This is a genomic window from Thermoanaerobacter kivui (assembly GCF_000763575.1).
GTDB classification, from domain to species: Bacteria; Bacillota; Thermoanaerobacteria; order Thermoanaerobacterales; family Thermoanaerobacteraceae; genus Thermoanaerobacter; species Thermoanaerobacter kivui.
Map to the genome: position 1 here is coordinate 439,942 of NZ_CP009170.1, position 26,018 is coordinate 465,959.

The window sequence follows — 26,018 nt, forward strand, 5'->3', positions numbered from 1 at the left end:
GTCGATGTTGTTACCTGAGAAAAAACCGCTGTATGAGCTCGCCTTAAGGAAAATGGAAGAATTGATAAAGACAGGGCAGTGGAAGGAAGGGAGCAAGCTCCCTTCTGAATCACAGCTTGCCAAACAATTTGGCATTAGTCGAGCTACTTTAAGGGAAGCAATGAGAATTTTAGAAGATGAAGGACTTATAGTGAAACAGCAAGGGGTAGGAACTTTTGTAAGGAGAAAACCACTTATAAAGAGTGGCTTGGAAGAGTTATTTAGTGTTACCACTTTAATTGAAAGACAAGGAATGGTGCCTGGTACAAAAGATTTTACCGTATACAAACTTCCTGTTACAGAAAATGAGGCAAATCATCTTAGATTAAAGCCAGGAGATATCATATATAAAGTAGAAAGGGTAAGGACAGCTGATGATGTGCCTGTTGTTTACTGTATAGATAGATTGCCTCAAAATATTGTAGGGGAATCTTTTACGGGATTTGAGCAATCTGTGTTTGCTTATCTTGAAAGTGAGCATTCTATAACAATAACTTATGCAGTTTCCAATATAAGAGTCATAAAACATGACCCTGTAGTTGAGAAAAAACTTATGATGGATAAAAATGATTCAATACTTCTTTTAGAGCAAGTCCATTACGATGAAAACAACATGCCAATCCTTTATTCTTCTAACTACTTTAACGCATCTAAATTTGACTTTTATATTATACGCAAAAGGACATTATAAGGTAGGTGCATAAAGTGGAGTATAGAGATTATGAAAAACTTGTAGAATTAGCAAAAGAAGCAAGGGAGAAGGCTTATGTGCCTTACTCCCACTTTAAAGTAGGCGCATGTGTTCTTACAGAAGACGGAAAAACATATCAAGGCTGCAATATTGAAAATGCTTCTTATGGTCTTACCAACTGTGCAGAAAGGACAGCGCTTTTTAGTGCTTATGCAAATGGAGAGAGAAAATTAAAAGCAATTGCTGTAGTTGCAGATACTGAAGGTCCTGTCTCTCCTTGTGGTGCTTGTAGGCAGGTAATGATGGAACTTGGTGGAGAAGACATGGTCGTTATACTCAGCAATATGAAAGGCGATTACGCTGTTGTTACTGTTAAAGACTTATTGCCAGGTGCTTTTACCTCAAAAGATTTAGGGGAATAATGGGGAATAATACGAACACAAGTTCATAGAAGAGGTGGTAAAATGTTCAAAAGAGTCATACTAATAGTTTTGGATAGCGTAGGAGTAGGAGAATTGCCAGACGCATATAAGTTTGGGGATGAAGGTTCAAACACCTTAGGTCATGTGACAGAAAAGACAGGTGTTGAACTTCCTAATATGGGACGTTTAGGGCTAGGAAATATAATTCCTTTAAAAAGTGTTCCTGAAAACCCTAACGCTATTGGTGGATATGGCAAAATGGCTGAGAAATCGGCAGGGAAAGATACTACAACAGGCCATTGGGAGATAGCAGGACTTATTACTGAAAAGCCTTTCCCTACTTATCCCCATGGTTTTCCTGAGGAAATTATCAAAGAGTTTGAGAAGAGGATTGGGAGAAAAGTTTTAGGAAATAAGCCTGCTTCAGGAACTGAGATAATAAAGGAATTGGGAGAAGAACATGTAAAAACGGGATATCCTATAGTTTATACTTCTGCTGATAGCGTATTTCAAGTAGCAGCCCATGAGGATGTGATACCTCTTGAAGAGCTTTATAGAATTTGTGAAATTGCCAGGGAAATACTAAAAGGAGACCATGCGGTAGGAAGAGTAATTGCAAGACCTTTTACCGGTACTCCTGGAAATTTTGTGAGAACAGGAAATAGGAGAGATTTTTCGTTAAAGCCTTTTGAACCTACAGTATTAGATATGTTAAAAGAAGCTGGATATGAGGTTTTTGCTATAGGAAAGATTGAGGATATTTTCGCTGGACAGGGAATTACTGAAAAAAACCATACGATAAACAATGACGAAGGCATTACAGCTACTATAAAAGCGATGGATGACATTAAAAATGGCTTGATTTTTACAAATTTAGTTGATTTTGATATGTTGTATGGCCATAGAAATGATGTTGAAGGATATGCAAAAGCTCTAAAACATTTTGATAACAGACTTCCTGAGATAATGGGAAAACTTACAAAGGAAGATTTACTAATTATAACTGCTGACCATGGGTGTGACCCTACTACACCAAGTACTGACCATTCAAGGGAGTATGTACCACTATTAGTTTATAGTCCTTCAATGAAACATGGAATAAATCTTGGAGTGAGAAGTACTTATTCAGACGTTGCAGCTACAATAGCCGAGATATTTAAAGTTGGACCTACAAAACATGGCACATCTTTCTTGAAGGAATTACCTTTATGAGTGGGGGTATAATTTATGCGAATGTATGACCTTATAATGAAAAAGAGAGATGGTGGAGTTCTTACAAAAGAGGAGATTGATTTTATAATCTCTTCTTACACAAAAGATTATATTCCTGATTATCAGATGAGCGCTTTAGCAATGGCCATATATTTTAGGGGAATGACGCCAGAAGAGACTGCCAATCTTACTATGGCTATGGCTTATTCTGGCGATGTGATGGATTTATCAGCGATTAAAGGAATCAAAGTGGATAAACACTCAACCGGTGGTGTAGCTGATACTACCACATTAGTACTTGCTCCTATGGTAGCAGCCTGTGGAGCTCCTGTTGCCAAAATGTCAGGAAGAGGTTTAGGGCATACTGGTGGAACGATAGACAAACTGGAGTCAATACCAGGAATGAGAGTAGAACTCAGCGAAGAAGAGTTTATTGACAACGTAAATAAATACGGTATTGCTGTGATTGGGCAGACAAAAAATCTCACTCCTGCAGATAAAAAGTTATATGCATTAAGGGATGTTACTGCGACAGTAGATTCTATTCCGCTTATAGCGAGCTCTATAATGAGTAAAAAGATTGCTGCAGGAGCGGATGGAATAGTATTAGATGTAAAAGTTGGAAGAGGAGCTTTCATGAAAGACTTAGAAAGTGCCAAAGCCCTTGCTAAGTTGATGGTGGATATAGGAAATTCTGTAGGGAGAAAGACTGTAGCCCACGTTACAAATATGGATTATCCGTTAGGGCTTGCGATAGGAAATGCACTTGAGATAGTAGAAGCTGTTCAAGTATTGAAAGGTCATGGTTCTAAAGATTTATTGGAAGTATGTATGCTACTTGGTTCTGATATGCTTCAAATTGCAGGTGTTGCAAAAGACGACAAAGAGGCGAGGGCAAAGCTAAAAGAAGCACTTGATAGCGGAAAAGCCCTACAAAAATTTAAAGAATTTATAAAGGCTCAAGGTGGAGATGAAAGAGTAGTTGACGATTTATCACTTTTACCACAGGCTAAGTATATAAGACCTTGGATTGCCGACAGGGATGTATATATAAAAGACCTGATGGCTTTAGATTTAGGCCTTGTAGCGATGAAGTTAGGAGCGGGAAGAGAGAAAAAAGAAGACAAAATAGATTTAGCAGTTGGTATAGTGTTAGGTGGAAAAGTTGGAGATATAGTTAGAAAAGGTGAGCCTATTGCGACGATATATGCTAATGATGAGGGTAAAGCTGAATGGGCTTTCAATGAAATCAAAAAATACATTTTGCTCTCAGATGAACCTGTTGAAAGGCCGACGTTGATATTTGAGTAGTACTCTGAGCGATTCTTACTAAATAGAATCGCTTCAGACTGTTGACAAACTTTTTACGTATAAATTAAAGTCTCCAGCTTTTATGCTCGAGTATTTAAAAGTTGAGTATGCAGAAAATCAAAAAGCTAATATGCAGAAAATTACAAGTATAGTGATGCAGTTGTAATAATTGACATACACTACTTCATGGTATATAATTTAGTTAAACAGCGTGCGACGGGTTACGGCATGAGCTGGTAAGGTAGCTATTACCTTGCCAGCTTTTAATTTTGAGAGAGGAGGATTTTTATGAAAAGGATTTTTGAGCTTACAATGAAAGACATTGAGAGAATGGACAAAAATACACTCATTGAAACAATCAAAACTTCCGAAGGAAGGACGGTAATGGCAGAGACTATTGTAACAGTTCCACCGCTGGTTTATGGAGTATCAAACATGGAGCTTGCAGCGGCTTTTGGCAGTGATATGATTACGTTGAATTTTTTTGATTTTCAAAAACCATTTATTTTTGGTATAGATGATGCAGGAATAAACTTTTCAGCTGGGCCTTCTGAATTACAAAAAATAGTCGAAATAGCCTCCAAAAACGCAGAAGATTTTGACTACATCAAGAGAGTTAAAAAAATTGTTGGAAGGTTTATAGGTGTAAATATAGAGCTTGTTCCTGAAGGAGTAGAATATGTAGAGGGACGAAAATTAAATAAAGAAAATCTTTTAAAAGCTAAAGAATACGGATTTGATTATATCGTTATAACTGGGAATCCCAATACAGGGGTAAGTGTAGGCACGATAATAAAAGGAATAGAATTAGCAAAAGAGATTTTGGGCGAAAATATGATGATCATTGCCGGAAAAATGCACGGTGCTGGTTCAGGAAACATATATGAAGACAAAATTTTAAAAGATTTTGTAAAAGCAGGTGCCGACTGTATTTTGATACCAGCGCCTGGTACTGTTCCAGGAATTGATTTAAATCTTGCTAAAAGGCAGATAGAAGCCGTCCATGAAGAAGGTGCCTTGGCAATGACGACAATTGGCACCTCACAAGAAGGTTCACAAAAAAGCACAATAGAATTTATCGGGGTTCAATCAAAAATGGCGGGAGCAGACATACAGCATATAGGAGATGCAGGATATGCAGGAGTGGCACTTCCTGAAAACATAATGGCACTTTCTATTGCTATAAGAGGAGTAAGGCATACTTATAGGAGAATGGCATATTCTTTGAATAAGTAATTATGGTTATAAAAAAAGGCCTATGGTGAAATCATTATAGGCCTTTTTACACTCTTTTGAATATGTCTTTTAAATTTATAGTGAGGTCATCGAAGATACTCACTTTTATGCTATCATCTTCTGAGTAAGTTTTAACTATTCTGTAACGTCCATCTTCAAGGATAAACACCATAACGACTTTTTGCTCAGGTTCGACTATCCAATATTCCTTTACTCCCGCTTTTTCGTATAGATTAAATTTTTCTACCTTATCTTTTCTTGCAGTAGATGGTGATACAATTTCTACAATTAAGTCAGGAGCTCCTTTACATCCTTCATCATCTAACTTTGATTCGTCACATACGACCACTATATCCGGTTCAACGATAGTCTTTATTTCTTTATCACTTTTTTCATTGCCAGAAGGAAACCTTACACCAAAAGGTGCACTGTATACTCTACAACTTTTATCTTTCAGATATACAGAAAAAGCAGTTAATAGTTCTCTTGAAATTTCTTGGTGAATTCTCGATGGAGGTGTCATCATAAAAGGCTGTCCATTAATTAATTCAATTCTTTCTTCCTCTGGCCACATCAAAAGGTCACCATAAGTATATACCTTATCTTCTTTTGGCAAAGGCATTATCAGAAACCTCCAATTTAAATATATTTTTATTATTCCTTAACTTTAATTATAAATTATTTTTCAAATAATTCAATGAAAAACGAGGGTGCGATTACCAAAGAAAAGCTGTGTCTGGTGTGTTAATAAGTGCAGCTCTTACAGCATTTCTAACAGGTATTACAGAGCCTATTGAATTTTCATTTATGTTCTTGGCGCCAGTACTTTATGTAATACACGCTCTTTTGACAGGTTTATCTCTTGCTATAACTTATGTTCTTGGTATAAAGGATGGCTTTGGCTTTTCAGCTGGTCTCATTGACTATATCTTAAGTTATGGTATAGCTACAAAACCTCTTTTGCTCCTTCTAATAGGTATAATTTATGGTGCAATATACTATGTAATTTTCTACTATATAATAGTGAAATTCAACCTGCCAACTCCTGGCAGATTAGAAGAAGAAGCTGTTGACCAATATGCAGACATGTCAAAATCAGAACTTGGTGATATTGCTGCACAATACGTAGAAGTATTGGGTGGAGCAGAAAACATCCAGTCTTTGGAGGCTTGCATAACAAGGTTGCGCTTGACTGTGAAAGACGATACAATAATAGACGATGATAAACTTAAAAAATTAGGAGCAACAGGTGTTATGAGAATGGGCAAAAATGCGCTGCAGGTAATTGTTGGTACAAAAGCTGATTTGATTGCACAAGAAATGAAAAAACACATGAAAAAAGCAGGAGGTAAAATTTAAGGTGAAAATGTTTTAGGCGGCCGTAAACTGGCCGCCATCAAAATTATTTTAAGAAGTTTGAAATATATGGGTATAATAAGATATTATAAAAAATACAGAAAGGGCTGATTACATGTTTAACATATTTAAAAAGAAAAAATACGTAGATATATATTCTCCTATTAATGGCAGATTATTAAAAATTGAAGATGTCCCAGACCCTGTGTTTTCTCAAAAAATGGTAGGAGATGGAGTGGCATTAGAACCCACAGAAGGTATTGTATATTCACCGGTTAATGGAACTCTTATACAATTATTTCCTACAAAACATGCTTTGGGAATAAAAACAGAAGAAGGATTAGAAATACTAATTCATATTGGGATGGATACAGTAGAAATGAAAGGAAATGGATTTGAAAGTTTTGTTTCCGAAGGTGAAAAAGTCAAAGTAGGAGATAAGTTGATAAAATTTGATATGGAATTGGTTAAAAAAGAACACCCATTGACATCTCCAATTATTATTACTAATATGGATATAGTGGATAAAATTGTAAAAGAACCTGATGGTGAGGAAGTAAAGGCTGGAAACACAAAGGTTATGAGAGTATACCTCAAGTAAAAAGTGAGGTATTGATTATGTATCGGGTAATAAAAGTTCTTAACAATAACGTGTGTATGGCAAAGGATGATAAAAATGTGGAATGCATAGTTGTGGGGAAAGGTATAGGATTTGGCAAAAGACCGGGTGATATTATTGAAGAAGATAAATTAGAGAAAATATTTTATGTACAAGAGGATGTTAATAAGATTAAGTTTTCTGAGTTGATGGAAAAGATAAGAGGAGATGTAATAGGTATTGCAGAAGAAATAATAGCGATGGCAGAAAGAATAAAAAGCAAAAAACTTAATGAGCATATACACATTGCACTTGCTGATCACATTGCCTTTGCGATTGAAAGAATAAATATGGGAATAGAAATAAAAAACCCTTTTAATATAGAAATAAAAGCTTTGTATAAAGATGATTATAATATTGCATTAAAAGCGCTGGAATTGATAAATCAAAGGCTTAACATTTCACTTCCTGAGGATGAAGCAGGCTTTATAGCTCTTCACTTGCATGCTGCTTTAGAAAATGCTGGCTTATCAAACACTTTAAAAAATACTAGATTGGTATCTCAATTAGTGTCAACAATTGAAAAACACCTAGGGAAACATATTGATAGAGATTCGATTGATTATCTAAGACTTGTAACTCACCTGCGTTTTGCTATTGATAGATTAGAAAAAAATGCTCCTGTGGCAAATGAACTTTTGGCCTCTATAAAGAAAAAATTCAAAAAAGCTTATAATATAGAAATACAAGTAGCAAAAGTAATAGAAGATACGTTAGGAAAGAAAGTGCCTGAGGAAGAAATAGGATATATTGCAATACACATTCAGCGATTAATCAATACTATTTAACAAACCCGAACTAAAATTAATTTTAGTTCGGGTTTTGCAATTTTTATAATACAAAATTGCAAAATACTATTGACTTTATAAGTGGTTACATATAAAATATCTTATAAAGGGTTTTTGAAGGGGGAAGCGGAATGACTCTTAAAAAGGGCAAGAAAGTTTACATTGTTGACACAACTTTAAGGGATGGAGAGCAAACTGCAGGGGTTGTGTTTGCAAATAACGAAAAAATCAGAATTGCACAAATGTTGGATGAAATCGGGATAGACCAATTAGAAGTAGGTATTCCGACAATGGGAGGAGACGAAAAAGAAACTGTTGCAAAAATTGCAAAGCTTGGATTGAATGCCAGTATAATGGCATGGAATAGAGCAGTTGTAAAAGACGTTCAGGAATCTTTGGAATGCGGTGTTGATGCTGTTGCAATCTCTGTGTCTACTTCGGATATTCACATTGAGCACAAGCTTAAAAAGACAAGGCAATGGGTTTTGGACAATATGACAGAAGCAGTTAGGTTTGCCAAAAAAGAGGGTGTATATGTTTCTGTCAACGCAGAAGATGCTTCTCGTACGGATATGGACTTCCTTATTGAATTTGCAAAATGCGCAAAACAAGCAGGAGCTGATCGTTTGAGATTTTGCGACACCGTAGGATTTTTGGATCCTTTTAAAACATATGATATGGTCAAGGCAATAAAAGAAGCTGTTGACATTGATATTGAAATGCATACTCATAATGACTTTGGGATGGCTACTGCCAATGCTCTTGCAGGTATGAAAGCAGGGGCAAAGTTTATAGGAGTTACAGTAAACGGCCTTGGCGAAAGAGCCGGAAATGCTGCTTTAGAAGAGGTTGTAATGGCATTAAAGCACGTCTACAAAATAGATTTAGGAATAGATACAACTAGATTTAGGGAAATTTCTGAATACGTTGCTTTGGCCTCAGGAAGACAGTTACCAGCATGGAAAGCTATAGTTGGAACAAATGTCTTTGCCCATGAGTCAGGTATTCATGTAGATGGTGCCCTTAAAAATCCTCACACATATGAAATATTTAATCCTGATGAAGTAGGCCTTGAAAGACAGATTGTGATAGGCAAGCATTCTGGGACTGCGGCTCTTATAAATAAATTTAAAGAATACGGCAGAGTTTTAACAGAAGAAGAAGCAAATCAACTTTTGCCTCATGTCAGAAAATTAGCTATACAACTTAAGAGGCCGCTTTTTGATAAAGAGCTCATGTACCTTTATGAGGATGTTATCAAAAACAGAGAAAAGGCTATATAAAATTATGTTACAGGAGTGAAGGGGCAATGAATCTTACACAGAAAATACTATCTTCTCACCTTGAAGAAGGAGAAATGGTGAAAGGTCAAGAAATAGCCATTAAAATTGACCAAACTTTGACTCAAGACTCCACTGGTACCATGGCGTACCTACAATTAGAAGCTCTTGGAATAGATAGGGTAAAAACTGAACTTTCGGTTGCTTATATTGACCACAATACATTGCAGCAAGGTCCTGAAAATGCTGATGACCACAGATACATCCAGACTGTTGCAGCAAAATACGGCATATATTTTTCAAGGCCGGGAAATGGCATCTGCCATCAAGTGCATCTTGAAAGATTCGGAAGGCCAGGGAAAACCCTTTTAGGTTCTGATAGCCATACGCCAACAACAGGTGGGTTAGGAATGTTAGCTATAGGTGCAGGCGGCTTAGATGTTGCTTTGGCTATGGCGGGAGAGCCTTACAGGATTATTATGCCTTCCATTGTCAATGTAAGGCTTACTGGGAAACTTAGACCTTGGGTATCGGCAAAGGATGTGATATTGGAGCTTTTAAGAAGACTTACTGTAAAAGGTGGAGTTGGAAAGATTTTTGAATATTCAGGGGATGGGGTAAAAACTCTATCAGTACCCGAAAGAGCTACAATTGCCAATATGGGGGCGGAATTAGGAGCTACTACTTCAATTTTTCCCTCAGATGAAAGGACTTATGAATTTTTAAAAGCCCAAGGAAGAGAAGATGCATTTGTGCCTTTGGCTGCTGATGAAGATGCAGAATACGATGAGGTCATTGAAATAAACCTTGATGAACTGGAACCTTTAGTAGCACTTCCTCATAGCCCTGATAATGTTGTAAAAGTTAAAGACGCAGGAAGGCCAAAAGTTGACCAAGTTGCTATAGGGTCATGTACAAATTCCTCTTATGCTGATTTGATGAAAGTTGCTTCCATATTGAGAGGCAAGGTTATTCCAGAACATGTAAGCCTTGTAATTGCTCCAGGTTCAAGACAAGTTCTTAACATGCTTGCAAAAAATGGTGCACTTTCAGACCTGATATCGGCAGGTGCAAGAATACTCGAAAGTGCTTGTGGACCTTGTATTGGCATGGGTCAAGCTCCTGCAACAGGTGCAATTTCGATTAGGACCTTTAATAGAAACTTTTACGGCAGAAGTGGTACCAAGTCAGCGTCAGTTTATCTCGTAAGCCCTGAAGTTGCTGCTGTTGCAGCTTTGACAGGGTATTTAATAGATCCGAGAGAGTTAGGGGAAGCACCTTATGTACCTTATATGGAGAAATTTGAAATTAATGATAATATGATTATAAAACCGCCAGAGGATAGGGAAAAGGTGGAGATAATAAAAGGACCTAATATAAAGCCATTCCCTCTCAATACACCTCTTTCTGATATAGAAAAGAGGGTGCTAATTAAAGTAGGAGACGATATAACTACAGACCATATAATGCCTTCAAATGCTAAATTGTTGCCATTAAGGTCTAATATTCCTGAGCTTGCTAAACATTGCTTCGAAATAATAGATGAAAACTTTTCTAAAAGGGCAATGGAATGGGGCGGTGGCATAATTGTCGGTGGAAGCAACTATGGACAAGGCTCTAGCCGAGAACATGCGGCATTGGCTCCACTTCAACTGGGTGTAAAGGCTGTCATAGCAAAGTCATTTGCGAGAATACACAAAGCAAATCTTATAAATAGTGGAATTCTTCCTCTTACTTTTGTAGATGAAAAAGATTATGACAATATTGAGGTTGGGGATGTTTTAAAGATAGAAAATGCGGTAGAACAAGTAAGAAGAGGCGGCAGGATAACAGTGAAAAACCAAACAAAAGGTACAACCTTTGAAGTAGACCTTGATGTTTCAGACAGAAACAGAGAAGTACTCATAGCAGGCGGTATGATAAATTATGTAAAAAGTAAAAAGAAAACAAATTAAGGCACTTACTATAAAGTAGGTGCCTTGATTTTTTACATATTTACTGGTTTATTGTTTTCATCTACAAATATTACTTTGGGCTTGTAATTTTTGGCTTCCTCATCCTCCATTATTGCATAGGATATTATGATGATTATATCGGCTATCTGACATAGTCTTGCTGCTGCGCCGTTTATACATATTGTACCTGAGCCTCTTTCGCCTTCTATTGCGTAAGTGTCAAATCGTGCACCGTTGTTAATGTTTAAAACTTGTACTTTTTCATTTGGCAGTATATTAGCAAGTTCCATTAAATTTTTATCAATTGTTATAGAACCCTGGTAATTTAAGTTGGACTCTGTTACAATTGCTCTGTGTATTTTAGATTTCATCATAAACCTTTGCATTATATATTTCCCCCCCACAATAGATTATCTATAAGCCTTGTTGTCCCAATAAAGCAAGCTATTGCAATAAGTGCTTTATCTTTTATATAAGTTAAGTCTTCTAATGTATCAGGATGAACGCAGGAGACATATTGCACTTTGCATAAAGGCTCTGAGTTTAAGACTTCATTTACTTTTTTTATTATAGTATTAGCATTTCTTTCGCCATTTAGAAGTAATTTTTCAGCTTCTTTTAAAGATTTCGAAAGTATTAAAGCTGCTTTTCTTTCTTCAGGATTTAAATAGACATTTCTTGAACTCATTGCTAAACCATCAACTTCTCTTACAATAGGCGCTTTGATTATTTCTACAGGGAAATTTAAGTCTTCCACCATTTTCTTTATTACTGCAACTTGTTGGGCGTCTTTTTGTCCGAAAACTGCGATGTCAGGTGTGAAAATGTTAAATAATTTTGCCACAACTGTTGTGACGCCTTTAAAATGACCGGGCCTGAAAGCTCCACAAAGTTTATCAGTGATTTTATCTACATTTACTGTTGTGAGAAGTTCAGAAGGATACATTTCGTGTACAGAAGGAGCAAAAACAAGGTCACATCCTTCTTTACCAAGAAGTTTTAAATCCCTTTTCAAGTCTCGAGGATATCTATCAAAGTCTTCATTAGGTCCGAATTGAATTGGATTTACAAATATGCTTACAGCTACAAAATTTGAATGCTTTTTTGCAATTCTTACGAGGGACAAATGGCCTTCGTGCAAATATCCCATTGTAGGTACAAGTCCAATTTTTTTACCTGACAATTTTTGTTCTTTAATTATATTTCTTACATCACTAATTTTATCTGTTACTATCATTTATTCTCCCTCTTTTCTAAAGTAAAAGAATGTTCTTCATCTGGAAACAAACCTTGTTGTACTTCTTTAATGTAGGCATTTATGCCCTCTATCATTATTTTTTCAATATCTGCGTATTGTTTTACAAATTTAGGCCTATGACCTTGTGTTATACCTAACATGTCATGGGTGACGAGGATTTGGCCATCGCAGTAAGGACCTGCTCCTATTCCAATAGTTGGAACTGAAATATTTTCTGTAATGTCTTTTGCAGGCTCCATTGGGATGCTTTCAAGCACCAGGGCACATATGCCAGCTTGTTCTAATACTTTTGCATCGTTAAAAATTTTTTTGGCTTTCTCTTTTTCTTTGCCTTGGACTTTATATCCTCCCAATTGATGTACTGATTGAGGAGTAAGTCCGAGATGGCCTACCACCGGTATTCCTGCATCTACTATGGCTTTGACTATGGAAGCTATTTCTTCTCCACCCTCCAACTTTACGGCGTGAGCTCCGCCTTCTGCAATAAGCCTTGCAGCATTTGTCATAGCCTGTTCTTTTGATATGTGATATGACATAAAAGGCATGTCGGCAACTACAAAGGCACGATTTACTGCCCTTGAAACGGCTTTTGTGTGATGTATCATGTCCTCCATTGTGACAGGTATTGTGCTTTGGTATCCTAAAACCACCATTCCAAGGGAATCTCCTACTAAAATCATGTCAATTCCGCAATTATCGAGGATTTTAGCTGTGGGGAAGTCATAAGCGGTTAAAGCTGTTATTTTTTTGCCCTCTCTTTTAAATTTTTTTAATGTGAGAGTTGTTACTTTTTTATCCATTTAAAATGCCCTCCAATTCAAAATATTTTTCTTTACTCAAATTTCCTTTTTCATAGGATATCTCAAGAGCTAATTTTCCTAAGTTTTTGTAAAGATTTATGAGATTTTGATCTTGTATGTTTTTAAGGTGGAGCTCTACTGTATTTACATCTCCTCTTGCTATAGGGCCAGTTAAGGCGCCGTTTATTCCTTTTTCTTTTATGTTTTTTAAAGTCCCCTCCATCAAAGGTATTAAAGCATCAGAATATTCTTCAAAAGGAAAGCCAGATTCTTTTAAAAGAAGTAGGCTGAGTTTTGACAAAGCTACGAGGTAATTTGAGGCTACAACACAAGCAGCGTGATAAAGAGGTTTATTTATATTTTCCACAACTATGTATTTGCCTGAGATCTTATTTACAATTTCTTTTCCAATTTTAACTGCTTTTTCACACCCTTCTAAAGTGAAATAGGATTTTGGGAGAAGTTCTAAAGCTGCATCAAAGGAGGGACATGTCTGAATGGGGTGCATCACCATAATATATCCACCTTCAAGGTTAAGAGGATGTAAAACTTCTAAGCTTAAAGCTCCGCTCAAATGGCAAAATATTTTCTCTTTTAGCATATCTTTATGTTCAAGTAATTTGTTAACGACATCTGATATGCTACTGTCATTTGTGCTTATGATGATTACATCAGAATTTTTAAGTAGTTCTTCATAGCAGCTAAAAGCTGTTGTTTTTGTGAGCGTCGCAGACCTTTTAGCTGACTCAAAACTCCTGCTTAAAAAACCCGAAACATCGGTGCCGCTTTTTGATAATAAAAAAGCGAGGCTTGTTCCTACAATGCCAGCCCCGACAAATCCAATTTTCAATAGTTTTCCCTCCTTTTACATGGGAGACAAACAAAAACCTTCCACCGATGGGAAGGCAATTTCCTCTCCCGTCCCGGTCTTTTGATCCTGGCGGGGCTTTAAGTAAGCCCTATTGAGTTTTTAAAATTAAGTGTATGGTTCTGTGAAGATACCATCACTTTTAAAATATCACAACATTTTTATAGAGTCAATAAAGGGGAAATACTATTCTTCCAGCTTTTTTGCAAAAATTAAATATCCTGTGTGACCTACCATCAGGTCTTCTGGTCTTAACCTTTGAGGGATTAATTTATATTTTCTAAGCATAATTTCACTAACTTCTGAAATATAAAACCCATTTTTTTCAAGTGCAGCCAAACTTTCAGATACTTGATTTGTAGTGGGAACTAATATTCCTAAGTGTCCTGCAGGTTTTAGTGCTTTTCTTACTTCTTCTAAAACTTCCCATGGTTTTCTAACATCTAGGAAAAATGCGTCCAAATCTCTTTCTTTGATTCCATAATTTATAGATTTATTGTACATTATGACATTGTCAAATTCCGAAAATTCGCTGAGATTTTTTTGTGCAAGCTTATAAAATTCTTCTCTTTGTTCATATGTATATACTCTTCCATAAGGTCCCACAGCGCGAGAGAGGTATACAGTGAAAGCTCCAGAACCTGTTCCTGCTTCACCTACTCTTTTGCCTGGAAAAATGTCAAGGCGCATTGCTATGTAAGCTCCCTCTTTTGGATAGACAATTTGTGTTTGGCGCTTTAAGGAGTGCATTATGTAGTCAAAAGTATCGCAGTTAAGCACGTGATATTTTATCCCTTGTACTTCAAAGCTATTGCCGGGTTTTATTTGGGACAAAAAATCTGTATCAATTTGACCTTTTGGCAGTCCTATTTTAGAGGGAGAGGATAGATCGACTACTTTTTTAAAATTATCTGGCCCTATTATTACGCGTTTTGTAGTTATTCGTGATTCCACAATTGTTCCCCCTTTCTTTTAAAAGGGTTTTTATGCCTATATTATAACACATTGTTTTATAAAGTTACAGATTAAAGGATATTTTCAAGAATCGGTTTTTCGTTTTGAGGTATATGCCTTATTAACATTTTAATAGCTTTAAGCTGTGCCATGCTTAAATCTTTGTTTTTCGTCTCCACATAACTTTTTAATTTTTCCATGTTTATTTCTATCTCATCAATCTCTCTATGTTCTATTAGAATTGCCCATTTTTTATCTATCTTTTTCCATTCTTTTTCTGCTTTTTCAATGTTTTTTTTTGCTTCTTCCCAATGTCCTTTTTCTATGTTTTGCTGTACTGCTGTCAGCATTTTATTTAAATTTTCAGAGGTTTTATCAAGGTATTTAAAAGATATAATATCTAAAAGCAGGACGAAAATGACAATAGATATCATCAAAGGAACTACATATCGCACATTTAACCTTCCTTTCTGTAAACAGTCAAAACTTTATTGGTATCTAAAGAGGCAAAAAGTACTTCTTTGACATTTTGTATTTTCCACATTTTAAGCTGTTCATTTAACCATTCCATGTCAATACCTGCTTTCTGCATATTTTGATGCATAATTCTGCCATCAATTATTATTGGAAGAGGCAAGCCTTCGTATTGAGGTGTCAAATTTAAATCTTGTGGTGTAACTGGTCTTTTATTGGATTTTGGTATTACGCTTAAACTGCCATTTGTTTCGAGTATTGCGTATTCTACATCAGCTATGTTAGGATATCCCTTGACTCTTAACTCTTCCAAAAGGTCATTTATGTTGTACCTTTCTTTTTGGAGCTGAGATGTAAGGATTTTTCCATTTTCAACAAGGATTGTAGGAGTACCACAGATTATAGCCCTGGCTCTTAAACTTTTCATTGACAAATAGGATAAAAAAAGTTGTGAAACTAAAAGCGTTAAGACAGGTATAATACCTGATAAAAGAGGAATCCCTTTATTTTGCATGGGGATAGCTACTAAGTCTGCTATCATGATTGCTACAACTAACTCGTAGGGCTGAAGTTGACCTATTTGCTGTTTTCCTGAAATTCTCATAAATATTACCACAAGAGCGTATAAAATTAAGGTACGGAAAAACAGTATTAACATAATGTCACCCTTTCTAAGTCTTCATATATAGTATTGTTGGAGGGTTTTGAAAATATTCATTTACATTTATTTCAATATCTTTCATAAAACTTTGTTAAAAAACTTTTTGTAATGTAAAATTTTCAGTGGTAACGTTTTATAACAATTTATGATATAGTATGTAAATTTACAAACTGTTATAATATAGAGGAGGGATAAATAAAAAATAGGGGTTGAAGAGTATGTATAAGCTATTTGTCACAGATGCTGATGGGAGCTTATTAAATAGTAATTCTGAAATCTCTGATAAAAATAAAGAAGCAATAAAAGAGGTGATTTCAAGGGGAGTCATTTTTACTATTGCTACTGGACGTATGTTTTCTTCTATTTTGCCTTATGCCTTTGAACTTAATGTTAATGCTCCGGTGATTTCTTATAACGGTGCTTTAATAAAAGATATTTATACTAAAAAGGTGTACTATTACAACCCTATACAGCCAGAAGACGCGATATTTGCAATAACATTGTTAAAAGAAAGCGGATACCATATAAATCTCTACATCGATGACGTGCTTTACGTTGAAGAAATAACGGACAGAGTGAAATGGTATCTTTCTTTTAACAATGTTACTGTAAATGCGGTGGGGGATTTAGAAGACTTTGTCAAAAAGACAGGCAGTGTCACAGCTAAAATTTATGCATTAAATGATATGGAAAATCCTATGTCTATTAGGGCAGAGGTATACGATGAGATTTCAAAAAGATTAGTGATATCTACTTCAGGTGGAGGACATTTAGAGATTAATGCAAAAGGAGTAAGCAAAGGCAATGCATTAAAAACTCTTGCAAACATGTATAACATAAAAAGAGAACATGTTGTGGCTGTAGGTGACAACTTAAATGATTTGTCGATGATAGAATATGCAGGATTGGGAGTTGCTATGGGAAATGCTCCTGACCTTGTTAAAATAAAAGCTGATTACACCACTTCCTCTAATGATGAAGATGGAGTTGCCCATGTCATTGACAAGTTTTTCTTGAATAAAAAGACAGTAGCCGTTTAAGTAACAACTTTATAATAATGTGAATAAAATATATTACCGCAAAGCGGTAATATATTTTTTTACTAGGTGATAATTATGGAAAGCATTGTGATAAAGTTTGCCGTTTTGGTTATTATATTTATTGGGATTTTATACATGTTATTTGCCTTTTTACCTATTTTTCGTGAGGAGGAAGCAGGTAAAAACACAAAGGATAATTAATTCAAAAGTTTTCATGAAAATAAATGAAAAAAAATTGAGAAATTCTATTGACAAAATTCTATTTAAAAAGTAAAATAACATAAAGCGAAAACGATTAATCGTGGGAGTGATTAGGATGAGTGCGACTATTAAAGATGTTGCGAGAGAAGCAAAAGTTTCAATTGCTACAGTTTCAAGGGTTTTAAATAACAGTGCAGTTGTTACAGATGAGACCAGACAAAGGGTTTTAGAGGCTATAAAAAAGACAGGCTATAAGCCGAATGCTTTAGCCAGAAGTTTAAAGATTCAAAAGACCCATACTATAGGGCTTATAGTTCCTGATATCTCCAGCACTTTTTATCCAGAAGTAGTGAGAGGAATAGAAGATATCGCGGCGATGTATAATTATAACATATTTTTGTGCAATACTGACCAAAAAGAAGAAAAGGAAGTCAAATATATAGAAATATTGGGAGAAAAACAAGTAGACGGGATTATCTTTATGGGTGGTTTAATCAGAGATAGTGTTATACAGAGTTTTAACGAATTTGGTGTACCAGTGGTGCTGGCAGGTACCCAGGACAAAGATAAGAGATATCCTAGTGTTATGATTGACAACGAAAAAGCCGCATATGACGCAGTAAAATACTTGATTTCTTTAGGACACAAAAAAATAGGTATGATTTCAGGGCCTGTGCATGACCCTATAGGAGGGCTTCAAAGAATTGAAGGTTACAAAAAAGCACTTGAAGAACACGGAATAAAATATGACCCCGAACTGGTAGTAGAAGGAGAATTTAAAACACGTAAAGCTTATCTGGCGATGCTGAAGCTTTTAGAGCACAAAGTAGATGCAGTTTTTGCAGCATCTGACGATATGGCTGCAGCTGCTATAAATGCAATATTTGATTCAAATCTTAGGGTACCGGAAGATATCCATGTAGTTGGATTTGATAACACGTATATTTCTACTATATTTAGGCCTACTATTACGACAATACAGCAACCAGCCTATGATATAGGGGCCGTCAGCATGAGATTATTGACTAAGCTTTTGGCAAAAGAGCCTATAGAAGAAATGCATGTGGTATTGCCTCACCAGCTTATTGTAAGAGAATCTACCGGTTTTGGGGAAGAAAAAAAATAGCCGCTAAGGCTATTTTTTTTATAAGCCTTTCTGGTATACTGGTGTCAGGAGGGAGGCTTATATGGAAAGATTATTGATTATAGATGACGAGGAGATGCTTGTAAAAGGATTGAAGCTTTCTTTGGAAGAAGAAGGCTTTGCTGTGGATGTCGCTTATGATGGAGAAGATGGACTTAGCAAAGTTCGTTTAGGAAATTACGACCTTGTGATTCTTGATATAATGCTTCCTAAATTAGATGGGTTTTCAGTGTGCAGGGAAATTAGGACTTTTTCAAATATTCCTATAATAATGCTTACAGCTAGAGGAGACGACATTGACAAAATCGTTGGTATAGAATTAGGAGCAGATGATTATTTAGCAAAACCTTTTAATACCAGAGAGCTTATTGCGAGAATAAGAGCTCTTCTCAGAAGAGCTGCAAATCCATATACAAAGAAAAAAGATGAGATAAAAAGAGGGGATCTCTATATCAATATACCCGAAAGAGCTGTTTATAAAAGAGGCAAAAGAATTGACCTTACAAATAAAGAATTTGAGATATTAGTACTTTTGGCTTCAAATCCCGGTAAGTTGTATACAAAGGATAAATTGATGGATTTGATATGGGGATTTGAGTTTTATGGAGATACGAATACTGTTACTGTGCACGTAAGAAAATTAAGAGAAAAAATCGAAGATGACCCTGCAAATCCTCAATATATTTTTACTAAATGGGGTGCAGGATATTACATGAAATAAAGGTGATAAAATGAGTCTAAGATGGAAGATATTTTCATTATATCTAATCATTCTTATAGTCTCTTTGGTATCTACAGGATTTTATCTTTATAACTACATAGAAAAAAGTTACTTAGATAACGTCAAGGTCAATAATTTGATGCAAGCCAACATGATATCTAATTTTGTATCAAGGTTTGTAGGCGCTTCTTCTTACTTAATTGAACCTACAATAATAGAGTATGCAAAGCAGATAAATTCAAGGGTATTATTTACTGATACTAATGGGAAGGTACTAGTTGATTCTGCTGCTTCAAAGGAAATGGAAGGAAAGATAATAAAAAGTTATAGCGATATACGGGAAGCTTTAAAAGGAAAAGGTTCTACCAGTATTCATGATATAAACGGTGTAGGTTGGGCGATGTATGCCGCAGTTCCTGTTACAGTGAAAAACAACGTGGTAGGGGCTATATTGATTTCTTCTTCTATAGATGAGGTAATGAGCCTTTTAAATTCAATAAAATACCGTATGATATATACTTTTGCAGGTATAGGCCTGATAGTCAGCATTTTAAGTCTTTTGGTGGCTTCTTTTATAACAAAACCTCTAAAGCGGCTAACAGATGCTGTAAATATCTTGTCTCAAGGGAAGTTGGATTACAAGGTAGATGTGAGAAGCAACGACGAAATAGGAAAATTGGCAGGAGCTTTTAATAAAATGAGTTTAAATCTCATGAAATTGGACGAAGAACGCAAAAGATTTGTCTCAGATGCCTCTCATGAACTTAAAACCCCTCTTGCGTCAGTGAAGGCTTTGGTTGGATCACTAATAGACAGCAGAAATACCGATGTACATTTTTATAAAGAAATATTGAGAGATGTGGACAGTGAACTTGATAGGATGACGAGATTGGTCAATGACCTTTTAGAATTAGCCAGAATGGACAAAATTAAATCAGTAAGATTAAAGAAATGCGAAATTAGTGAAATCATATTGGACGTCATAGAAAGTCTCACTCCTCTTGCAAAGACGAAAGAAATAAACCTTGCCTTTCAAGGGAAAAGTAATGTTTTTGCGGAAGTGGAGGCGGATAGATTTTATAGAATGGTGTATAATATAGTAGAAAATGGAATAAAATACACCTATAATGGTGGGAATGTCATAGTGGGTTTAAAGGAAGATGAAAATAATATTTATATAACAATTGCTGACAACGGAATGGGCATAAGTGAAGAAACCCTTCCAAAAATATTTGACAGGTTTACAAGAGGCGATACCGCAAGGTCTAAAAAGAGTGGCGGTTTTGGCTTGGGCCTTGCTATTGCTAAAGAGATAATAGACATCCACGAAGGCAAAGTCACAGTGGAAAGTAAAGTGGGAGAAGGAACGGTATTTAAAATTTCCATACCCAAAAAGAGAAGGAATTAAGCTTTTTTTAATAATTTTTTATGTTTATTTAATGTTTGTGTAACAAAAGTATAGTATGATTAAAGCAGAGGGAGGGAATAAAGGTGAAAAGAATTGCCTTATTGTTGATAGGTTTATTTATTTTAACGCTGTCGGGGTGTTTTACGAAAGTTAATAGCAACGATGAAAATGCACCTATCAATCCAAAACCTGTGGTGCAAGATGTGTCAAAAGAGATTTCTCTTTATTTTTTAAATGATAAAATGAATGGCCTTATTTTAGAAAAAAGGCTTATTCCAAAAGAGGCTGATGTTTTAAAACAAGTTGTAACTGAAATGATTAAAGGACCGATAGATGAATACGCAAGGCCAGTGTTTCCCAATGGTACAAAGCTACTTTCTATAGAATTACAAGAGGGAACTGCTTTTGTAAATTTATCCAAAGAATTTTTACAAGACAGTGAAGATGAAGAAATAGACAAATTAAGAGTTGCGGCACTCATAAATGCTTTGACCGATATACCCGGAGTTGACAGTGTTCAAATACTGGTAGAAGGAAATAAAATTGATGCGGTAGGGAAATACAAAATAGGTTTAGATCCTTTAAAAAGAATGATATTAATAGGAGATGTATACAATAACCCAGATAGGATAAAGAAATTACAAGAAAGAGCAGATTTAGGGAAAGAAACATGGCGTTTTGACCCTATCCAACTCCTTAGAAAAGAAGGCGGTATAATAGGGATTGGAAGTGAAGATGATTTGACTTTAAAAAGCGAAGATAATGGTGTAGCTTATGTAGAGGCGGTACACGATAACAAAATGTACAGCATAACGTTGGTTCAGCCTCTTGGTAAAGGCAGTAACTATATTTGGGTTATAGACAATGTCAAAGCCAAGTTTACTCAAATACCTGAAGCAAATCCTTTTAAAGGAGAATCTTTCATATACGGTATAGTGAAGGCTATTGACTATCAAAACAGAATTATAACAATTGAAAGAGAATACCAAGACTCTCAGGACGTAAGAAATCAAGTAGGGCCGGATATAAAGGTATTGCCTGATGCTATTATACATTTTCAAGCGAAAGTAGGCTATGACAGCCAAGGAGGATTTAAGTATGCGGAAAAAGACATAAACTTTGCAGAAATAAAAGTAGGTGATGAACTGGGTATAATACTAAATAAGGATAAAGAAGCGAGGGCTATAATAGTTTCGGATAGAAGTAACATATCTTATGAGCCTAATATAAAAGTAATATCTCCTGTAAGAAACAATGTTGTGACAAGTCCATTTAAAGTAATAGGCAAAGCGAGAGTATTTGAAGGGAATGTGAATATAAGACTTGTTGACAGCTATGGAAATGTTTTAAATGAGACTTTTGTACAAGCACGTAATGCTGCTCCTTCTTGGGGAGATTTTGAGGCTATAATTTCTTATAAGCCTTTAAAAGAGCCTCAAAACGGCATTCTTCAAGTTTTCTCTTTAAGTCCTAAAGATGGTTCTGTGCAAAACCTCGTTTCTATTCCATTAAAACTTAAGTGAAAATTAACTTTGTTTGTGCTTTAAAGCCAATTGTATGCTTTTTGCAATCACTTCGGCTAGCTCAAACACAAATCCTAATCTTACGGAGTTTAAAGGAATTGAATTATATACGTCGACGATTCCAACTATTGAAATGTCTCCTACGGGAGGAAGCATTTTCCCCACACCTTTTCCAGGGTACAGTGGGGCTTTTTTTATTGAAATTTTTCCGACACTTTCTTTATCACCTAAACAGGCATCTATAGCTACAATTTTGCTATCAAGGTGCCTCTTTTTTATGTATTTTATGTTTTCCTCCAAATTCATGGCGTGGATTGGGGATTTTAACGTACCGTAAACGAAATAATTTGAGGGAATAGTTTTGGAAAGCAAGTCACCCACAATAGGTCCTAATGAATCGCTTATAAATTTGTCTGTGCCAATGCATAAAAAAATTGAATTAGGATTTAAATATGTACTTAAAAAATTTGATATGAAATAAATCGCATTTGAGTCATCATATTTAAGCCTTAATTCATCCATCTATAAATAGCCTCCTTTACAAATAAGCTGAATTAAAACCTTTATGACAAGCAATAATAAAAATGTGCAATATTAATAAAAGGAATGGTTGTTGATGAAGAGGCTAAAATATTTGGCTTTGATTACTTCAATTGCTCTTTTTACTACTATGTTTATGTTGAAGACAAAGTTTGAAGAACCTATTTATTTCTCTCAACAAAATTTGTGGAATAAAAATGAAACCCAGCTTACAAAAGAAAATGAGGCGATTTGTGTAGAAGAGAAAACTGCCAGTTCAAAAGTAGATAAAGAAGAAAAAGAAATGGCAAAAAGAAACCAAAGAAGTGAAAACGCCATAAAAGTAAAGATTTTCAAAGAGAAAATGTTGGAGGACCTGCTTAAACAAAAAAACATAGAAGTTTATGATTTGGGAAATAACAAAAAAGTGCAAAAGGAAAATAATGGCTATAACAACATAATAATTACTCCAGAGAAGATTTTACAAGTGCAAAATGAGATGGAACCTTCACAAAAAATCAGAGTAATGAATATTATCCTTAAATTAGGGACAGAGGATATGAACGAAATTATGAAAATAGCTCAGAAGGGCTTGACACAAAAGGATAATGACAAAATAATGGAAATATTAAAAAATAAGCTTTCTTCTGAAGATGTTAGGTACCTTGTAGAAATAGCAAATGAATATTTTGCAAAAAAATAAACCCTTTCTTAAAATTAGAAGGGGTCAGCTTATAGACAAACTTTCGAAAATAGAATATTTTGCATAAGGAACGACTTGTGACAAAGCGGCAACAAAACTTAGCAAGACCAAGGGTGGAGGCAGGGCCGTAGCCAAGGATGGCGAAGGCGGGCACTAAGACAAGGATGTCGAATGTGCCCGGTACCCTGCCGGAACCCGAAGGTCGAGCTTAGTTTTGTCGCTTTGGAACATCGGAATGACGATGCAAAATATCCTATTTTAAAAATTTTTGACTTTGTAAACAAGCTGACCCTTTGTTAAAATCAGAAAGGGTTTTTAAATTTCGCTAATTTATTTATAAGATTTTTAAACTGATAGTTTACTTCTTTGCCGTTTACCATTACAGAGATAAAACCAAAGTCATTGTATATGTCATTGGTATTGCCTTCTACGTCGGTACCATAAGTTGTGATGTATCTTATTTCATCATTTAAAGTAGTGTAAAACTTGCTTTTGCTGTTATATATAATCCACACATTTTTACCTGTATTTTTGTTAAATTCTTTTAGAGTTTCTTCAAATAAAGCAGCTTCTTTTACGTCTTTAAAACCATCACTTCCCCATACTGGTTTAGGAAGTATGACAAAAAGGTTATCTCCTTTTACATTTTTCAATTGTTCTTTAAACCAAGTCCATTGGTTTTTATCGGGACTTAAAAGACTTCCACTGCGATTGTTAAGTACAATAAATGTAGAATTGTTATAATTATATACTTTATACTTATCACCGGTGGTGATATATTTAACCTTCAAATTATTTAAGACTTTTTCATTTACATCTCCTAAAAATATAGCCAGTGGGTATTCTTTGTTTGCAATATCAGCCGCTTTTAAAGATATTTGCAACTTCAAAAGGGTGTTGTATTTTGTATCGCCAAATACCATAAACTTAAAAGAATTAGAAGTATTTTTCACAGGCACTTCTTTATTTGATGGGTCTATCTGTGTAAATTCTGTAACTTTAGGAAGTACTGACGTGTCAAATTCTGAACCTTGCCCTACTTTAACGGGTAAAATGGCTTTTTCTCCCAGTATATTTACGACAAGTGCACCATTCACATCGAAATTAGAGGATATAAATACTCCCTTGCTATCTATATTGCCAATGTTGTTATAAACATCCCAAGTGATATCTTGCGGTTCTATTAAAGCTCTGTAACCTTTTATGTTCTTTGCTGTGACTGTTATGGGTACTGCTTTGTTTTTATCAACGACTATATTAGCAGGGTTAAACCGTATATCCACAGGCTTGTCAAGAGAATTTATCTTGATAGTCCCAATGACATTGCCTACTCTTGCAGTTATAATGCCTTCTCCCACGCTTGTTGGCATAAAAGTGTTACCACTGAATACTCCAGTAATCCCATTTACTGAAAATAAAACTTCTTCGGGATTAATTGTGACAGGATTGTAATTTTCATCGTATCCTTTAACTGTAATTGTTCTGTGAAGTCCTTTAAACACGTTAGTATCTGATACTTCTAATTTTAAAGCGTATAGATTTCCCTTAGGAGCTGTGTTAAATATTCCTATTCCATTTGCTACTTTTCTTTCATAGCCTTCAGGAGCATAATTTGCAAGTTTAGCGTCAGTATCCCCCAATGGCCTTATAGCCATTTGTGTTGACCCGCCACCGTCTAAGTTTAAAGCATCATATGCACCTAAAGATATCATTAAATTTGCCATTTCTTTTTGTGTCATTCCACGGCTTGAAGTGCCGTCAACAGTTGCGATGATCAAATATTTTTTGTCTTTAGTATATCCAATTGCTGTTCGTGCTGTGTAGCCTTTTATTTCATGAGTGAAAGGCGCAATTTTTCCGTCTTTTACAAGGATTGTGCCGCCACTTACAGCCATTTTGAGATTTTGAAAGGGAGGATTTGTATTTATGTCTTTTTGTATTATATCTCCTGGCTTTAAAGTGAGTAAATTTTCACCTACATAACCTGCACCAGCCAACACATATCCGCCTTGTGGTATTTCGACAGAAGGCTGTCCTTGACGCACTTCTAATACCCTGTCGTTACCATCTACAACCACTTCTACTAACTGAGGTATATTTTTGTTTGCCCCCGGAGATGTTGTAAACCAGTCTCTTGTAAACATTACTAAATACTCAAAAGTGCTACTTATTTTATTTATTGCGGCAAGAGGAAGTTTTGTGCCGTTTGGAAGAGTAACGGACATGCTTTTTGACCAATATTCTATAGAGGGAACCCCATTTGCGTCAATGAAAAAAGTAGCCAATTTACCCACATTTGAAGGGTCTGTTATTAACCTTCCATCTTTTACTGTTGCTCCTATTACGAATCCTGTTTTTGTATCGAAGAAATCGCCATTCACAGCAGCTACGGCACCATAAGCATTTGCCATATCCCGCACCGTCATTCTATCTTTTATGCCAGTGGGATTGAAAATCACCGATACATCAGTGTATTTATCAGTCAAATCCACTTTTAACACATTTATGTTTATCCATCCTTCAGTCGTAAAATAGGTTATATTTTTATGTACAACTCCCTTACTTAAATTTTCCGTAAATTCTTTTGTCTCAAGGATTGTATATGTATCAGCCTTTACATTTTGTATTGGAAAAGCTAAGAATAGAAGAAGAATGCTGATACATAAAGATAAGATTTTTTTAATGCGCAATTATATCCCTCCTGTTGTTTTTTTTATTGTGTTTTACGTACGTTTTCTTTAGCAAGTTAATTGTAGCATTGTATTATTACAGGTATATTACAAAAAGATAAATATT

Annotated in this window: 25 protein-coding genes and 1 pseudogene; 16 read left to right on the plus strand and 10 right to left on the minus strand. The window is 35.4% G+C overall.

Annotation, left to right across the window (positions count from 1 at the left end):
• Nucleotides 1-4: 4 nt before the first annotated feature.
• The 5 genes from TKV_RS02165 to TKV_RS02185 all read left to right on the plus strand — a co-directional run bounded on the left by TKV_RS02165 (nt 5) and on the right by TKV_RS02185 (nt 4,911).
• The gene (locus tag TKV_RS02165) at nt 5-730 is read left to right on the plus strand and encodes a GntR family transcriptional regulator (protein ID WP_003869244.1); all 726 of its coding nucleotides are present in this window, start codon (nt 5-7) and stop codon (nt 728-730) included.
• A gap of 14 nt (nt 731-744) precedes the next feature.
• Nucleotides 745-1,152 (plus strand): cytidine deaminase, encoded by a 408-nt coding sequence (locus tag TKV_RS02170; RefSeq protein WP_049684570.1) that lies wholly within the window; start codon nt 745-747, stop codon nt 1,150-1,152.
• A 42-nt stretch (nt 1,153-1,194) separates the two neighbouring features.
• The gene (locus TKV_RS02175) at nt 1,195-2,364 is read left to right on the plus strand and encodes a phosphopentomutase (RefSeq protein WP_049684571.1); all 1,170 of its coding nucleotides are present in this window, start codon (nt 1,195-1,197) and stop codon (nt 2,362-2,364) included.
• Nucleotides 2,365-2,379: 15 nt separating this feature from the next.
• Nucleotides 2,380-3,675: a pyrimidine-nucleoside phosphorylase gene (locus TKV_RS02180; protein ID WP_049684572.1), complete on the plus strand. Its 1,296-nt coding sequence runs from the start codon at nt 2,380-2,382 to the stop codon at nt 3,673-3,675.
• Nucleotides 3,676-3,963: 288 nt separating this feature from the next.
• A complete protein-coding gene (locus TKV_RS02185; protein ID WP_049684573.1) occupies nt 3,964-4,911 on the plus strand; it encodes a DUF7916 family protein in 948 nt (315 codons plus the stop codon).
• Nucleotides 4,912-4,957: 46 nt separating this feature from the next.
• Here the strand turns inward: TKV_RS02185 and TKV_RS02190 are convergent, their stop codons facing one another.
• Nucleotides 4,958-5,533 (minus strand): Uma2 family endonuclease, encoded by a 576-nt coding sequence (locus tag TKV_RS02190; protein ID WP_003869250.1) that lies wholly within the window; start codon nt 5,531-5,533, stop codon nt 4,958-4,960.
• A 98-nt stretch (nt 5,534-5,631) separates the two neighbouring features.
• Between TKV_RS02190 and TKV_RS02195 the strand changes: the two are divergent.
• The 5 genes and pseudogenes from TKV_RS02195 to TKV_RS02215 form a co-directional block, all read left to right on the plus strand.
• Nucleotides 5,632-6,270, plus strand: a pseudogene (locus TKV_RS02195) (glucose PTS transporter subunit EIIB); the annotation flags it as partial.
• Between the two features lie 112 nt (nt 6,271-6,382).
• A complete protein-coding gene (locus tag TKV_RS02200) occupies nt 6,383-6,868 on the plus strand; it encodes a PTS sugar transporter subunit IIA (RefSeq protein WP_049684574.1) in 486 nt (161 codons plus the stop codon).
• 17 nt (nt 6,869-6,885) lie between these two features.
• Nucleotides 6,886-7,713, plus strand: a complete 828-nt coding sequence (glcT, locus tag TKV_RS02205; protein ID WP_049684575.1) for a glucose PTS transporter transcription antiterminator GlcT — start codon at nt 6,886-6,888, stop codon at nt 7,711-7,713.
• Between the two features lie 131 nt (nt 7,714-7,844).
• Complete coding sequence (gene nifV, locus TKV_RS02210) at nt 7,845-8,996, plus strand: homocitrate synthase (RefSeq protein WP_049684576.1); 1,152 nt, start codon at nt 7,845-7,847, stop codon at nt 8,994-8,996.
• A 26-nt stretch (nt 8,997-9,022) separates the two neighbouring features.
• The gene (locus TKV_RS02215) at nt 9,023-10,948 is read left to right on the plus strand and encodes an aconitate hydratase (RefSeq protein ID WP_049684577.1); all 1,926 of its coding nucleotides are present in this window, start codon (nt 9,023-9,025) and stop codon (nt 10,946-10,948) included.
• A gap of 32 nt (nt 10,949-10,980) precedes the next feature.
• Here the strand turns inward: TKV_RS02215 and panD are convergent, their stop codons facing one another.
• The 7 genes from panD to TKV_RS02250 form a co-directional block, all read right to left on the minus strand.
• Nucleotides 10,981-11,334 carry an aspartate 1-decarboxylase gene (gene panD, locus TKV_RS02220; protein ID WP_049684578.1) on the minus strand — a complete coding sequence of 118 codons (354 nt, stop codon included), beginning with the start codon at nt 11,332-11,334 and terminating at the stop codon, nt 10,981-10,983.
• Nucleotides 11,334-12,185 (minus strand): pantoate--beta-alanine ligase, encoded by an 852-nt coding sequence (gene panC, locus TKV_RS02225; RefSeq protein ID WP_049684579.1) that lies wholly within the window; start codon nt 12,183-12,185, stop codon nt 11,334-11,336. Before panC ends, panD begins: the two co-directional genes overlap by 1 nt.
• Complete coding sequence (gene panB / locus TKV_RS02230) at nt 12,182-13,006, minus strand: 3-methyl-2-oxobutanoate hydroxymethyltransferase (protein ID WP_049684580.1); 825 nt, start codon at nt 13,004-13,006, stop codon at nt 12,182-12,184. Before panB ends, panC begins: the two co-directional genes overlap by 4 nt.
• Nucleotides 12,999-13,856: a Rossmann-like and DUF2520 domain-containing protein gene (locus TKV_RS02235; protein WP_049684581.1), complete on the minus strand. Its 858-nt coding sequence runs from the start codon at nt 13,854-13,856 to the stop codon at nt 12,999-13,001. The genes panB and TKV_RS02235 overlap by 8 nt, the downstream gene beginning before the upstream one ends.
• 204 nt (nt 13,857-14,060) lie before the next feature.
• Entirely contained in the window at nt 14,061-14,828 is a 768-nt protein-coding gene (locus TKV_RS02240) for a tRNA (adenine-N1)-methyltransferase (protein ID WP_049684582.1), read from the minus strand.
• A 71-nt stretch (nt 14,829-14,899) separates the two neighbouring features.
• Nucleotides 14,900-15,283 (minus strand): DUF4363 family protein, encoded by a 384-nt coding sequence (locus TKV_RS02245; RefSeq protein ID WP_049684583.1) that lies wholly within the window; start codon nt 15,281-15,283, stop codon nt 14,900-14,902.
• Between the two features lie 2 nt (nt 15,284-15,285).
• Nucleotides 15,286-15,960, minus strand: coding sequence for a YetF domain-containing protein (locus tag TKV_RS02250; RefSeq protein WP_049684584.1), 675 nt, complete (start codon nt 15,958-15,960; stop codon nt 15,286-15,288).
• A 221-nt stretch (nt 15,961-16,181) separates the two neighbouring features.
• Between TKV_RS02250 and TKV_RS02255 the strand changes: the two genes are divergently transcribed.
• The 5 genes from TKV_RS02255 to TKV_RS02275 all read left to right on the plus strand — a co-directional run bounded on the left by TKV_RS02255 (nt 16,182) and on the right by TKV_RS02275 (nt 22,000).
• Entirely contained in the window at nt 16,182-17,003 is an 822-nt protein-coding gene (locus TKV_RS02255; RefSeq protein WP_049684585.1) for a Cof-type HAD-IIB family hydrolase, read from the plus strand.
• Nucleotides 17,004-17,319: 316 nt separating this feature from the next.
• Nucleotides 17,320-18,330: a LacI family DNA-binding transcriptional regulator gene (locus tag TKV_RS02260; RefSeq protein ID WP_049684586.1), complete on the plus strand. Its 1,011-nt coding sequence runs from the start codon at nt 17,320-17,322 to the stop codon at nt 18,328-18,330.
• 61 nt (nt 18,331-18,391) lie between these two features.
• Nucleotides 18,392-19,069, plus strand: coding sequence for a response regulator transcription factor (locus TKV_RS02265; RefSeq protein WP_049684587.1), 678 nt, complete (start codon nt 18,392-18,394; stop codon nt 19,067-19,069).
• A 10-nt stretch (nt 19,070-19,079) separates the two neighbouring features.
• Entirely contained in the window at nt 19,080-20,477 is a 1,398-nt protein-coding gene (locus TKV_RS02270) for a sensor histidine kinase (protein ID WP_049684588.1), read from the plus strand.
• An 83-nt stretch (nt 20,478-20,560) separates the two neighbouring features.
• Nucleotides 20,561-22,000 carry a Gmad2 immunoglobulin-like domain-containing protein gene (locus tag TKV_RS02275; RefSeq protein ID WP_049684589.1) on the plus strand — a complete coding sequence of 480 codons (1,440 nt, stop codon included), beginning with the start codon at nt 20,561-20,563 and terminating at the stop codon, nt 21,998-22,000.
• A 3-nt stretch (nt 22,001-22,003) separates the two neighbouring features.
• On the opposite strand, the gene yyaC is transcribed toward TKV_RS02275, so the two are convergent.
• A complete protein-coding gene (yyaC, locus tag TKV_RS02280; RefSeq protein ID WP_049684590.1) occupies nt 22,004-22,522 on the minus strand; it encodes a spore protease YyaC in 519 nt (172 codons plus the stop codon).
• A gap of 94 nt (nt 22,523-22,616) precedes the next feature.
• Here yyaC and TKV_RS02285 point away from each other — a divergent pair, with 94 nt between their 5' ends.
• Nucleotides 22,617-23,222 (plus strand): hypothetical protein, encoded by a 606-nt coding sequence (locus TKV_RS02285; protein WP_084574163.1) that lies wholly within the window; start codon nt 22,617-22,619, stop codon nt 23,220-23,222.
• A gap of 302 nt (nt 23,223-23,524) precedes the next feature.
• Here the strand turns inward: TKV_RS02285 and TKV_RS02290 are convergent, their stop codons facing one another.
• The gene (locus tag TKV_RS02290) at nt 23,525-25,912 is read right to left on the minus strand and encodes a phosphodiester glycosidase family protein (RefSeq protein ID WP_049684592.1); all 2,388 of its coding nucleotides are present in this window, start codon (nt 25,910-25,912) and stop codon (nt 23,525-23,527) included.
• Between the last annotated feature and the right edge of the window lie 106 nt (nt 25,913-26,018).

Coding starts and splice junctions, on each gene's coding strand:
- TKV_RS02165 (WP_003869244.1), top strand. CDS start 5: ATGTTGTTACCTGAGAAAAAACCGCTGTATGAGCTCGCCTTAAGGAAA.
- TKV_RS02175 (WP_049684571.1), top strand. CDS start 1,195: ATGTTCAAAAGAGTCATACTAATAGTTTTGGATAGCGTAGGAGTAGGA.
- TKV_RS02180 (WP_049684572.1), top strand. CDS start 2,380: ATGCGAATGTATGACCTTATAATGAAAAAGAGAGATGGTGGAGTTCTT.
- TKV_RS02185 (WP_049684573.1), top strand. CDS start 3,964: ATGAAAAGGATTTTTGAGCTTACAATGAAAGACATTGAGAGAATGGAC.
- TKV_RS02190 (WP_003869250.1), bottom strand. CDS start 5,533: ATGCCTTTGCCAAAAGAAGATAAGGTATATACTTATGGTGACCTTTTG.
- TKV_RS02200 (WP_049684574.1), top strand. CDS start 6,383: ATGTTTAACATATTTAAAAAGAAAAAATACGTAGATATATATTCTCCT.
- glcT (WP_049684575.1), top strand. CDS start 6,886: ATGTATCGGGTAATAAAAGTTCTTAACAATAACGTGTGTATGGCAAAG.
- nifV (WP_049684576.1), top strand. CDS start 7,845: ATGACTCTTAAAAAGGGCAAGAAAGTTTACATTGTTGACACAACTTTA.
- TKV_RS02215 (WP_049684577.1), top strand. CDS start 9,023: ATGAATCTTACACAGAAAATACTATCTTCTCACCTTGAAGAAGGAGAA.
- panD (WP_049684578.1), bottom strand. CDS start 11,334: ATGCAAAGGTTTATGATGAAATCTAAAATACACAGAGCAATTGTAACA.
- panC (WP_049684579.1), bottom strand. CDS start 12,185: ATGATAGTAACAGATAAAATTAGTGATGTAAGAAATATAATTAAAGAA.
- panB (WP_049684580.1), bottom strand. CDS start 13,006: ATGGATAAAAAAGTAACAACTCTCACATTAAAAAAATTTAAAAGAGAG.
- TKV_RS02250 (WP_049684584.1), bottom strand. CDS start 15,960: ATGTTAATACTGTTTTTCCGTACCTTAATTTTATACGCTCTTGTGGTA.
- TKV_RS02255 (WP_049684585.1), top strand. CDS start 16,182: ATGTATAAGCTATTTGTCACAGATGCTGATGGGAGCTTATTAAATAGT.
- TKV_RS02260 (WP_049684586.1), top strand. CDS start 17,320: ATGAGTGCGACTATTAAAGATGTTGCGAGAGAAGCAAAAGTTTCAATT.
- TKV_RS02265 (WP_049684587.1), top strand. CDS start 18,392: ATGGAAAGATTATTGATTATAGATGACGAGGAGATGCTTGTAAAAGGA.
- TKV_RS02270 (WP_049684588.1), top strand. CDS start 19,080: ATGAGTCTAAGATGGAAGATATTTTCATTATATCTAATCATTCTTATA.
- yyaC (WP_049684590.1), bottom strand. CDS start 22,522: ATGGATGAATTAAGGCTTAAATATGATGACTCAAATGCGATTTATTTC.
- TKV_RS02285 (WP_084574163.1), top strand. CDS start 22,617: ATGAAGAGGCTAAAATATTTGGCTTTGATTACTTCAATTGCTCTTTTT.